The organism is Delftia sp. S65, assembly GCF_016516495.1.
GTDB lineage: Bacteria > Pseudomonadota > Gammaproteobacteria > Burkholderiales > Burkholderiaceae_C > Comamonas > Comamonas acidovorans.
Map to the genome: position 1 here is coordinate 89,050 of NZ_JACVUR010000002.1, position 11,928 is coordinate 100,977.

At 71.0% G+C, this 11,928-nt stretch carries 6 protein-coding genes; 1 reads left to right on the top strand and 5 read right to left on the bottom strand.

The window, feature by feature from the left end:
* Positions 1–30: 30 nt before the first annotated feature.
* From IAE24_RS02360 to IAE24_RS02380, 5 genes are all read right to left on the bottom strand, one after another.
* Positions 31–1,116 carry a YkvI family membrane protein gene (locus tag IAE24_RS02360; protein WP_012202106.1) on the bottom strand — a complete coding sequence of 362 codons (1,086 nt, stop codon included), beginning with the start codon at positions 1,114–1,116 and terminating at the stop codon, positions 31–33.
* A gap of 61 nt (positions 1,117–1,177) precedes the next feature.
* Entirely contained in the window at positions 1,178–2,332 is a 1,155-nt protein-coding gene (locus IAE24_RS02365) for an NAD(P)/FAD-dependent oxidoreductase (protein ID WP_013800060.1), read from the bottom strand.
* Positions 2,333–2,483: 151 nt separating this feature from the next.
* A complete protein-coding gene (locus tag IAE24_RS02370) occupies positions 2,484–3,917 on the bottom strand; it encodes an efflux transporter outer membrane subunit (protein WP_043823460.1) in 1,434 nt (477 codons plus the stop codon).
* Positions 3,910–7,104 (bottom strand): efflux RND transporter permease subunit, encoded by a 3,195-nt coding sequence (locus tag IAE24_RS02375; protein WP_034397640.1) that lies wholly within the window; start codon positions 7,102–7,104, stop codon positions 3,910–3,912. Before IAE24_RS02375 ends, IAE24_RS02370 begins: the two co-directional genes overlap by 8 nt.
* A gap of 13 nt (positions 7,105–7,117) precedes the next feature.
* Positions 7,118–8,332, bottom strand: coding sequence for an efflux RND transporter periplasmic adaptor subunit (locus tag IAE24_RS02380; RefSeq protein ID WP_199958819.1), 1,215 nt, complete (start codon positions 8,330–8,332; stop codon positions 7,118–7,120).
* Between the two features lie 449 nt (positions 8,333–8,781).
* Here IAE24_RS02380 and IAE24_RS02385 point away from each other — a divergent pair, with 449 nt between their 5' ends.
* Complete coding sequence (locus IAE24_RS02385; RefSeq protein WP_199958817.1) at positions 8,782–11,925, top strand: hypothetical protein; 3,144 nt, start codon at positions 8,782–8,784, stop codon at positions 11,923–11,925.
* The last annotated feature ends 3 nt before the right edge of the window (positions 11,926–11,928 follow it).

An 11,928-nucleotide genomic window follows, 5' to 3' on the forward strand; every position in this document is an offset into this window, starting at 1 on the left:
ACCGCCCGATTCTAGGGTCAGGCCCGGCCGTCAGGCGCCGCGCAGGCCGGCCCCGGGCGCCTGCCTGCGGCCCATGCGCAGCCAGCCCACCAGCGCGCAGGCCATGAGGGCGAAGCCGATGTAGCCATAGACCGGGTAGACCATGCCCACCAGCGTGATGAAGCCCGCGAAGCTGCCGCCCAGGGCCAGCACGCCCGCCACGCCCGTGCCCCAGCGAAAACGCGGCGTGCCGGCCGGCAGGATGCGGGCCACGAAGGCATAGAGCATGCCCACGGCCGTGTTGAGGATCATGCCGAAGATGACCAGCGACATCAGGTGCCCCAGCCAGGGCGAGATCTGCGTGGCCAGCGACAGCATGGGCATGGACAGGCCGCCCAGCGTGTCCATGCGCCAGTACATCGCGGCCGCGATCATCAGCATCAGCAGGCCCAGCAGCAGCCCGCCCGCCACGCCGCCCCACAGCGCCACGCGGCGCGAGCTGGCCTGCCCGCCCATGATCACCAGGAAGGGCATGCCCGCCACCACGTTGTAGGAGACATAGAGCAGCGCCGCCACCAGCCAGTGGCCCGCGCCCCGGGGCTGGGAGGCGGCGGCGGCCTCCAGCGCGGCCATGTCGCCGTGGGGCGTCAGCAGCACGTAGCCGGCGACCACCACGGTCATGAACACCAGCAGCGGCGTGACGGCGCCGATGAAGGCGATCACCCGGCCCACGTCCAGGCAGACGATGAGCACCGTGGCGACGGTGGCCAGCACGCTGCCCCAGACCTCGGGCAGGCCCAGCCACTGGTGCAGCAGCGAGCCCGCGCCCGCCAGCATGACCACCGTGATGGCAAACAGGAAGAAGGTGATCAGCACATCGAACACCATGCCCACATGCCGGCCCAGCAGGGCCTGCACCACTTCCTTGTGCGAGCCAGCCTGCAGGCGCTGGCCCATGGTGGAGAACGCCATGGACAGGAAGACGAAGGCCAGGGCCGCCACCAGGCAGCCTGCCAGGCCGATGGCGCCAAAGCCCGCGAAGAACTGCAATATCTCCTGCCCCGAGGCGAAGCCCGCCCCGACGATGACGCCGACGAAGGCGCCGGCAATCCTGCTCACTTCCTTGAATGCACCCATGCCTGTCTCCTTGGATTGTTGTGTGTTGCGAGGGCTGAAAAGGTGAAAAAGCGATGACGGGTCAGGCCGCGAAGCGCGCCGGACTCAGCCGCAGGGCATCGACGCCTTGGGCCAGCAGCTCGGCGGGCAGCGGCTCGCGCATCAGCAGCGCGGCCGCGGCGGCCGAGGCGCCGGCTGCCGTCTGTATGCCGTAGCCGCCCTGCCCGGCCAGCCAGAAAAAGCCCTCGCGCTGCGCATCCCAGCCGATCACGAAGTCGTCGTCGGGCGCAAAGCTGCGCAGCCCGGCCCAGACATGGCGCGGCCGGCGTATGCGCAGGCGGGTCAGTGTCTCGATGCGGTCTATGCCCATGGCCACGTCCAGCTCCTCGGCCACCACGTCGTGCGGCGGCACGGGATCGGCATTGGCGGGCGAGCCCAGCAACTGGCCTGCATCGGGCTTGAAGTAGAAGCTCTCGTCCACGCCGATCACGGCAGGCCAGCCGTGGATGTCCTCGCCCTCGGGTGCGGCAAAGGTGAAGGCCGAGCGGCGCCGGGGCTCGATGCCCAGCGGCCGCGCGCCGCACAGCCGGGCCACGGCATCGGCCCAGGCGCCTGCGGCATTGACCACGGCGCGGGCGCGGACCTGCGACCCGTCCTGCAGCACCAGGGTCCACAGGCCCTGGCCATCACCATCCACCTCACGCTCGGCGCCGGACAGTTCGGCGCCGCAGCGCAGCCGCGCACCGGCACGCGCCATGCCGCGCAGAAAGCCCTGGTGCAGTTCGGCCACGTCGATGTCCATGGCGTCCAGGTCATGCACGGCGCCCACGAGCAGGCTCTCCTGCAGGCAGGGCACCAGGGCGCAGGCCTGGCGCGCGTCGATGCGCTCGGCGCGCAGGCCGTCGCGGCGGTACATGGCCAGGGCCTCGTCCAGCTGGGGTTCCTGGCCGGCCGTTCCTATGTAGAGCACGCTGCGCGGCTGCAGCAGCGCGTGCTCGCAAAAACCTTCGGGCGGCGCGCTGTAGAAGCCACGGCTGGCGCGTGTCAGCGCGCGTATCTGCGCGGTGCCGTAGCTCTCCATGAACATGGCGGCCGAGCGGCCCGTGGCGTGGTATCCGGGCTGCGGCTCGCGTTCCAGCACCACCACCGAGGCGCCACCCCCGGCCAGCCGCCAGGCCACCGAGGCACCGGCCATGCCGCCACCGATCACCGCGAAATCCAGAACCTGGCTTTCCATCATCCATCGCTCCATTTTTTTCCAATGAGAAAATTATCCAATAAGAAAAAAATGAGGCAAGCCCCTGGTCCTCGTGGTTTTCACCGGGGGCGCCGCACAAGAAAAAAGGGACGGCGCCTGGCCGTCCCTTGTGGCAATGCGCGCCGCACGCTCAGGCCGGCGGCAGCTTTCCGTCCCAGCCACCGGCCAGGGCCTGATACAGCGCCACGGCGGCGCGCAGGCCGCGCGCACGGCTGTCGGCGGCCGCGTCCTGGGCCGCATACAGGTCGCGCTGCGCATCCAGCACTTCGTACAGGCCCACGCTGCCCAGCTGGTAGCGGCGCTGCGCCAGTTGTTCGGCACGCTGGCGCTGCTCGGCGGCCTGCGCCAGGTGGGCGTCTTCGCTGCGCGTGCGCTGCAGGCGCACCAGGGCGTTCTCCGTGTCCTCCAGCGCCAGCAGCACGGTCTGCTGGTACTGCGCGAGCGCGGCCTGGGCGCCGGCCTCGCTGGCCGCGATGCGCGCCCGCACGCGGCCCACATCAAGAAAGGACCAGTCCACGCCCAGGAACACGCTGCTGCGGGCACTGGCGCCCTCGAACAGCGCGCCGCCGTGCAATGCCGTGCTGCCCAGCAGCCCACCCAGCGACAGGCGCGGGAACAGGTCGGCCGTGGCCACGCCGATGCGTGCCGTGGCCGCATGCAGCCGTGCCTCGGCCACGGCCACGTCCGGGCGCCGGCGCAGCAGGCCGGCCGGCGTGCCGGGGTCGATGGCCGGCGGCAGCTGCGGCAGGGCAGCAGGCACATCCAGCGCGGCAATCAGCGCCTCGGGCACCTGGCCCGTGAGCACGGCCAGCCGGTGCTGCGCCATGGCGATCTGCGCCTGCAGCGCGGGAATGCGCGAGCGCGTGGCCTCCAGCTGGGCCTGGGCGCGCGCCAGATCGAACTCGGTGCCGCTGCCGTGCGCCAGGCGCAGCTGCACCAGGCGCAGCGTGTCCTGCTGGTTGGCCGCGTTGGCCTGCGCCAAGGCAAGGCGCTGCTGCCAGCCGCGCAGGTCGGCGTAGCTGCCCGCCACCTGGGCCGCAATGGCCACCTGCAGGGCCGCCAGGTCGGCCGCATCGGCGCGCAGGTCGGCATGCCGCGCCTCGATGCTGCGCCTCACGCGGCCGAACACGTCGATCTCCCAGCTGGCGGCCAATCCGGCGGTGTAGCTGCGCTGGCTGCGCGGGCCATAGAAGGCCTCGCTCTCGCTGAGCTTTTGCTGCGTGGCCCGGCCCGACATCGTGACCGTGGGCAGCTGGTCGAAGCGGCTTTCGCGCAGCAGCGCCTGGGCACCGTCCAGCCGCGCCAGCGCCACCTGCAGGTCCTGGTTGTCGCCCAGCGCGCGCTCCACCAGCTGCGTCAGCTGCGGGTCCTGGAACTGGCGCCAGAAGGCGGCGTCGGGCTCGGCCTGCGGGGTGGCCGGTGCAGGCTCGGCCCGCGCGAACTGCGCTGCGGCCCGCGGCGCCGCAGGCGCCTTGAAGTCGGGGCCGACCGCGCAGCCGCCCACCAGGGCGGCGGATGCCAGCGCCAGCGCGTGGCGGCTCAGGGACTTGCGTATCTCAGGCATGTGGGGACTCCAGGGAGGCGGGCTGGGCAGGCCCGGTGGAATGCGCAGGCGCATGCCCCGTCAGCGCGCGGCCCGAAAGCCGGCGCAGCGTGACGTAGAACACCGGCGTGAGGAACAGGCCGAACAGGGTCACGCCCAGCATTCCCGAGAACACCGTCACGCCCGTGGCCGCGCGCACCTCGCTGCCCGCGCCGCCACCGATGAGCAGGGGCACGGCCCCCGCGATGAAGGCGATCGAGGTCATGACGATGGGCCGCAGCCGCAGGCGGCAGGCCTGCAGCGCGGCATCGACGATGCCCACGCCGCGCAGCTCCAGCTCGCGTGCGAATTCCACGATCAGGATGGCGTTCTTGCAGGCCAGCCCCATCAGCACCACCAGCCCCACCTGCACGAAGACGTTGTTGTCGCCGCCGGCCAGCCAGACGCCGAACAGCGCCGCGCAGATGCACACGGGCACGATGAGGATCACGGCCAGCGGCAGCGTCCAGCTTTCGTAGAGCGCGGCCAGCACCAGGAAGACCAGCATCACGGCAATGGCGAAGACCACGGCCGCGGCGTTGCTCTGCTCCACCTGCTGGTAGCTCAGGTCGGTCCAGGCCAGCTCGATGCCGCGCGGCAGCGTGCGCTGCGCGATCTCCTGGAGCTTGGCCAGCACCTCGCCCGAGGACAGCACGCGCGGGTCGGAGTCGCCGATCAGATCGGCCGCCGGGAAGCCGTTGTAGCGCAGCACCGGGTCGGGCCCGAAGCTGGGCACCACGGTGACCATGGAGCCTATGGGCACCATCTCGCCGCGCGCATTGCGCGTGCGCAGACTGGCGATGTCCTCCACGGTCTGGCGGTGGTCCGCGTCGGCCTGCAGCATCACGCGCCAGACGCGGCCGAAGGCGTTGAAGTCGTTGACGTAGACCGATCCCAGGTAGGCCTGCAGCGTCTGGAACAGGTCGGTCAGCGCCACGCCCTGGGCCTTGGCCTTGGTGCGGTCCACCTTGACTTCCAGCTGCGGGATGTTGGACTGGTAGCTGCTGACCGGGTAGGTCATGCCCGGCGTTTTGGCGATCTCGGCCTGGAAGGCCTGCAGCGCCTGCTGCAGCGCCGCGTAGCCCAGGCCCGCGCGGTCCTGCAGGAACAGCGAGTAGCCCGAGCCGTTGCCCAGGCCCTGGATGGGCGGGGGCATCAGCGCATAGGCGAAGCCGCCCTCGATCTGCGAGAACTTCGCGCCCAGCTCGGCATTGATGGCCTCGGCGCTGCGCGTGCGCTCGCCGAAGGGCTTGAGCATGATGTAGGCGCTGGTCAGGTTGGGCGTGGTGGTGGACTGCAGCGCGTTGAAGCCCGCGAAGGCGGCGACCATGTCCACGCCTTCCACGCTTTTGGCGGCATCGACCATCTGGCGCGTGACCGCATCCGTGCGGTTCAGCGAAGCCCCCTCGGGCAGCTTGGCGCCGCCGAACAGGTACAGCTTGTCCTGCAGCGGAATGAAGCCGCCCGGCACGGCCTGGAACAGCACGGCCGTGCCCGCCAGCAGCGCCGCATAGACCGCGAACACCAGGCCCCGGCGGCGCAGCGAATGCCCCACCGAGTTCTGGTAGCCGTGGGCACTGCGGTCGAAGAAGCGGTTGAAGGGCCGGAAGAGCCAGCCCAGGCTGCGGTCCAGCCCGCGCGCCAGCGGATCGCGCGGCGCGCCGCGCGGCTGCAGCAGCTTGGCCGCCAGTGCGGGCGACAGCGTCAGCGAGTTGATGGCCGAGATCACCGTGGAGATGGCAATCGTCACGGCGAACTGCTTGTAGAACTGACCCGTCACGCCGCTGAGAAAGGCCATGGGCACGAAGACCGCGCACAGCACCAGGGCGATGGCGATGATGGGGCCCGAGACCTCCTTCATCGCCAGGTGCGCCGCCTCCAGGGGCGTGTGCCCTTCCTCGATGTAGCGCTCCACGTTCTCCACCACCACGATGGCGTCGTCCACCACGATGCCGATGGCCAGCACCAGGCCGAACAGGGTCAGCGTGTTGATGGAGTAGCCCAGCAGGTACAGCCCCGCGAAGGTGCCGACGATGGACACGGGCACGGCCAGCAGCGGAATGATGGAGGCGCGCCAGGTCTGCAGGAAGACGATGACCACCAGCACCACGAGGATGACGGCCTCGATCAGCGTGCTCTGCACCGCCTTGATGGAGTCGCGCACGAAGACCGTGGGGTCCCAGACCGTCTCGAAGGCCACGCCCTCGGGCAGGTCCTGGGACAGCTTGTCCATGGCCGCGTAGACCTGCTCGGCCACGCCCAGCGCATTGGCGCCGGGCGACAGGAAGATGCCGACGGCCGCCATGTTCTTCTTGTCGCTCCACGAGCGCAGCGTGTAGTCGCTGGCGCCCAGCTCGATGCGCGCCACGTCGGCCAGGCGCACGACCTGGCCGTCCGCGCCGCCCTTGAGCACAATGCTGCCGAATTCCTCGGGCGTCTTCAGCCGCCCGCGCACGTTGATGGACAGCAGCTTGTCCGCGCTCTGCGGACTGGGCTGCGCGCCCAACTGCCCGGCCGAGACCTGGATGTTCTGCTCGCGGATGGCGGCAATCACCTCGGGCGCCGTGAGCTGGCGCGCGGCCACCTTGTCCGGGTCCAGCCACACGCGCATGGCGTAGTCGCCCGCGCCGTAGATGCCCACGTCGCCAATGCCCGGAATGCGTGCCAGCACGTCCTTGATCTTGAGCGTGACGTAGTTGCGCAGGTACAGCGCGTCATGCTGGCCGTCCTGGGAGACCAGGCCCACGTACATCAGCGGCGTGGACGACTGCTTTTGCGTGGTCACGCCGAACTGGCGCACCTCCTCGGGCAGACGGCTCTGGGCCTGGCTGACGCGGTTTTGCACGCGCACGGCGGCCGTGTCGGGATCGACGTCGGGGCGGAAGGTGGAGACCACCTGCAGGCTGCCGTCGGACGCCGCGACCGACTTCATGTACATCAGGCCTTCGACGCCGTTGATGGCCTCCTCCAGCGGCACGGCCACCGACTCGGCGACCTCCTTGGGATTGGCGCCCGGATAGGTGGCGCGCACCACCACGCTGGGCGGCACGACCTCGGGATACTCGCCCACGGGCAGCTGCGGAATCGCGACCAGCCCCACGGCGAACAGGATGATGGAGAGCACGACCGCGAAGATCGGCCGGTCTATGAAGAATTTGGAGAAGTCCATGGTGCTTCCCGGTTCACTGCGCGGCCACGGCCGGCGCCTTGGCCACCGCCGCCTGCCCGTCGCCGGGCGCAGGCTTGGGGCTGATCGGCATGCCGGGGTAGTAGATGCGCTGCAGGCCGCCGACCACGAGGTGGTCGCCCGCTGCCAGCCCCTTGTCCACCACGCGTCGGCCATCGACCATGCGGCCCAGCACCAGGTCACGGCGCTCGGCCTTGTTGCCCTCACCCACCACATACACGTACTTGCGGTCCTGGTCGGTGAGCACGGCCTTGTCGTCGATCAGCAGCGTCTGCCGCTCGCCGCCCAGGCCCTGCGCGTCTTGCAGTTGCACACGCGCGAACAGGCCCGGCGTCAGCAGGCGGTCGGGATTGGGCAGGCGGGCGCGCATGCGCACCGTGCCCGTGCCCGCGTTGAGCTGGTTGTCGGTGAAGTCCAGGCTGCCCGCATGCGGAAAGCCTTCGTCGCCAGCCAGCCCCACACGCACGGGCCGCTGCACGCCGGGCCGCCCCTTGGTGTCCTTGGCGGCCTGCTGCTGCCGCAGGAAGCTGTGCTCATCCGCATCGAAGTAGACATACACCGGGTCCTGCGAAACCACGGTGGTCAGCACGCTCTGGTCGGCCTGGGCCAGGTTGCCCACGGTGAGCAGGGCGCGGCCCGCGCGGCCGGAGACCGGCGCGCGCACCTCGGTGAAATCCAGGTTGAGCCGGGCTGCCGCCAGCGCGGCCTCGGCGGCACGCACCTGGGCGGCGCTCTGGGCCAGGGCGCCGGCGCGCGTATCGGCTTCCTCGCGCGAGACGGCATGCTCGGCAACCAGCTGGCGGGCGCGCTGGTCCTGGGTGCGGGCCAGCGCGGCGCCTGCACGCGTGCGCTCCAGCTCGGCCTCGGCGCTGGCCAGGGCGGCACGGTAGGGCCGCTGGTCGATCACGAACAGCAACTGGCCCTTCCTGACCTCCTGCCCCTCGCTGAAGGCAATGCGCTCGATATAGCCCGACACGCGCGGGCGCAGTTGGACCGACTCCACGGCATCGATGCGGCCGTTGAACTCGTCCCAGACACGCACGCTGGCCGGCACGACCTCGCTCACCAGCACCTCGGGCGCAGGCGGCGGGCCGTCGCTGGCGTGGGCATCGCCCACGGCCTGCGGGCGGCAGCCGGCAAGCAGGGCCAGCGCCGCCAGGGCGCCTCCGAACAGGGCACGCCGCAACGGCGGCGGTGGAAGAACGGGCATGGATCGACTCTCCTTGAGGGGGATGGGCAAGGCCCTGCTGCCGGGGCTGCGGCGGGGCCGGAAAAAGGGGCGGGACCGCAGGCACTGGAGGCCTTCCAGGCGGTTGCTCACAATGGGTTGCATTCTTCAAGTTCAAGTGAACTTGAAGTCAAGATCCGCGCGCAAAGACACCACGAAAATTGAGGACGGTTTGCCGGGGACATCGCTGGCCGGATCGGACAAGCGCAGCGGCAATTGACCAGGAACGACCTGAGAAGACCTGGACAGGCGCGCACAGACGGACACACGCGCGTTGCCGCACCTGCAGGACGCCACCACTACACTGCAAGGCCATCTGACCCAGGGTGGCGGCCAGGCATTGCCAGGAACCGCCAGGTACCGCCAAAAAACGCCGACGAACGCCGACGAACGCCGACACCCTCCATGGAAAAGCACTGGATGCCTGCCGCATGAATCTGCTTGCTCACGCCACACTGTCCCGGCCACAGGGACGCAACGAACGCATCAGCACCGTGAGGGTGCTGGCCCTGGAGATGCCGGGCGGCGACACCACGGCCACCGCAGCGCGCCATGTCGTGACCTTGCAGGTCACGCAATTGAAGGCCGGCGTCGTCGCGCAGGTCGATGACAGCACGCTCACCCCCTTGCCCCAGGCGCTGGAGCCTGCACGCCAGCGCGCGCTGGCCTACCTGCGCCAGCGCCTGGGCGCGGGCGATGTGCTGCAGTCCCATGAGGGCTTTGCGGAGCTGGATGCTGAAGCAGGCCCGGCGCCCTCCCCCAGCCCGGCCCGGGAACAGGCCACGGTGCCGCCAGGCCTGCCGGAGTCGGCCCTGCAGGCCGGCGCCATTTCCGCCCTGTGCAAACGCCTGGACGGCAGCGCCTGGCGGCTGATGCCCTCGGGCCAGCAGGCCCGGCTGGTGTGGCGGCTGGCCGAGTATGCGGACCCCGCGCGCGGCGGCGCCGCCCAGCGCCTGCTGCATGCCCAGGTTCCACGCCTGGTGGCACTGCTGGGCACGGGGGACGATCTGCTCGACTACTGCCTGGCCTACCTCATCGGGCGCCTGGGCGATGGCGGCGCGGCGGTGGCCCTGCAGGCGCTGTCGCAACGCGGCACCAGCGAGGCCACGCGCGATCTGGCGCACCAGGCCTGGCTGGCCCTGCTCGCGCCGCAGGAACGCCAGGCGGCGCTGCAGGAGTACCAGGCGCAGTGGGCCGGGATCCCCCCGCAGGAAAACGGCCCGAAAGAGGACGGACCGCAGGCCGAACAGGCCTTCTTCCAGGCACTTGGGCCACAGGCGCTGCTGGCGGCCGATGCGCTGGGCGCGCACGACGGCGCCGTCCACCAGCAGCTGCTGGCCTGGATGGAGCGCATCCCCTTCACGCGCGCCTGGTGGCCGGCCCTGCGGCGCATCCACAAGCGTGCCGAGTGGCGGCGCGACCACGCCCTGCTGGCCGTGCTGCATGCGCGCTTCGATGGCCCGCGCGACGAGGGTGCCGTCTTCAGCCGCGACACCTCGCTGTACCTGCGCCTGCGCGGCTGGCGCCAGCTGCGGCGCATGGCCTCGGCCGACCACAGCGAAAGCGCCGCCCATGCCGCAGCCCTGCTCCAGGCCATGGACCGCTGCTGCGCGGGCCAGCCTGCCTCGCGCTCCGGCCGCCTGCCCGAATCGCGCTGGCTGCTCGCCGCCCGGCTGCTGTTGCCACGCTGGCCGCAACTGCATGCCTCGGCCCGCGCCCACACCTGGTACACCGACGAGCCGCTGGACCTGCAGCAGCTGCCCGCGCAGCGCGTGGAAGGGCTTTCGGCCATGTGGGACGCCCACCCCGGGCAACTGCTGCAACTGGTGGGCCGTTCGCAGTCCACGCTGCTGCTGTGGTCGCTCACGCGCGCCCTGCAGGACCAGAAGGCCTTTCTGGACGGCCTCGATGCAGCGGCCACCGCGCCGCTGCTGCACAAAACCTATGCACCGGCGGCTGCGCTGGGCCTTCAGATCGCGCAGCAGCGCATGGTCTCGCTGACCGACGATGCGGCACGCCGGCCCTGGCTGCTGGCGCTTGCGCAATGCGGCGACGGGCCTGCCGCCAGCTACCTGGGCGCCTGGCTGTCGCGTGACCGCGCAGGCGCCGCGCGCGATGCCGAACTGGTGGCCGCCCTGCTGCTGTCACCGGCCGCCAGCTCGCGCACCCAGGGCCTGGCCCTGCTGTTTTATGCCGATGGTGCAGCCGTGGCCCTGGGCTTGCTGGCGGCGCTGCCCACGCTGGACGCCGAAAGCCCCGCGCTGGCCGATATCCGCGATGCCGTGCAGGCGCTGTTCGATGGCAACGGCCCGCTGGCTGCGCAGGCCGCCAACGTCCCGGCCCCGCCGCTGCACCACCTGCTGGCGCATTCGGTGACGGCGCTGGTGGAGATGGCCACCACCTGGCTGCTGGCGCATCCGCAGGGCCTGCGGAGCCTGCCCCCGGCGGCGTTGCGCGGGCTGCTGGAGTCCGAGGAACCTGCGCGCATGGCCTGCGGCATCCGGCTCATGGGCAGCCTGGCCGATGACCTGCTGTGCGAGCAGGCCGCCATGCTGGCCGAATTCGCCGTATCACCGCATGCCGCCTTGCGTGCAGCGGCAGCGCCCCTGGTCGAGCGCCTGGCCGGCATCCCCCTCTACAACACGCGCTGCAACGCCCAGATCGCCGAACGCCTGCACGAAGTGCTGTTCCGCGCGGAAAAGGCCGAAGGCGTGCACGACGCGGCGCTGCGGCTGCTCACCGGCCCGCTGGCCGCCGTGGCCCCGGCCCGCGATGCCTCGGGCATCTGGCGCGCCCTGCAGGCGCAGGCCAAGGGCGCACAGCGCTACGGCGCCTGGGGCCTGAAGGCGCTGGACCTGCAGGCCTACACGCTGCGCCAGTGGTCCACGCTGGCACGGCATGCCGATGCCGACGTGCGCGCCTTGAGCCGCCAGAGCATCGATGCGCAGCTCACCCCCATGGACCGGACCCTGCCCGAGCAGGCCGAACAGCTGCTGCCGCTGGCCGACGCCCTGTTTGCCGACACGCAGCAGTACGCACGCGAGATGTTCGGCCAGCGGTTGCCGGACGGCGCCCTGTCGCCGCAGCTGCTGCTCGGCTGGGTCGATCACGCCCAGCCCTGGGTGCAGGCCCTGGGCCGCCAGCGGCTCGCGCAGCACATGAGCGCGCCCGAGGCCAGCCTCTTCCTCACGCGCCTGGCCCAGCACCCCGCCACCAGCGTGCAGCTGTTCGTCACGCAATGGCTGCTCGCCCTGCCCGACGAGCCCGCACCGCAGCGCGCGGCGCGCCTGCAGGAGCTGCAGCCCTACTTCCTGGCCGTGCTCAGCCAGGTGCACCGCGCGCGCGCCAGCAAGACGCGCGTGCTGCATTTCCTGCGCAGCCAGGTGCAGGCGCCCGAGACCGCCGCCGTGGTGGCGGCCATCTTTGCGCGGCAGGTGGTCAGCGCCAGCCATGCCGACCAGCCCGACTATGTGGCCGGGCTGCGCGACATCGTGCAACGCCATCCCCAGCTGGCGCAAAGCTTCATGCAGCCCCTGGCGGCGGAGCGGCGCGGCCAGGCCCCGTCTTCAACCTGAGCG

Coding starts and splice junctions, on each gene's coding strand:
- IAE24_RS02380 (WP_199958819.1), bottom strand. CDS start 8,332: ATGCCCGTTCTTCCACCGCCGCCGTTGCGGCGTGCCCTGTTCGGAGGC.
- IAE24_RS02360 (WP_012202106.1), bottom strand. CDS start 1,116: ATGGGTGCATTCAAGGAAGTGAGCAGGATTGCCGGCGCCTTCGTCGGC.
- IAE24_RS02375 (WP_034397640.1), bottom strand. CDS start 7,104: ATGGACTTCTCCAAATTCTTCATAGACCGGCCGATCTTCGCGGTCGTG.
- IAE24_RS02385 (WP_199958817.1), top strand. CDS start 8,782: ATGAATCTGCTTGCTCACGCCACACTGTCCCGGCCACAGGGACGCAAC.
- IAE24_RS02370 (WP_043823460.1), bottom strand. CDS start 3,917: ATGCCTGAGATACGCAAGTCCCTGAGCCGCCACGCGCTGGCGCTGGCA.
- IAE24_RS02365 (WP_013800060.1), bottom strand. CDS start 2,332: ATGGAAAGCCAGGTTCTGGATTTCGCGGTGATCGGTGGCGGCATGGCC.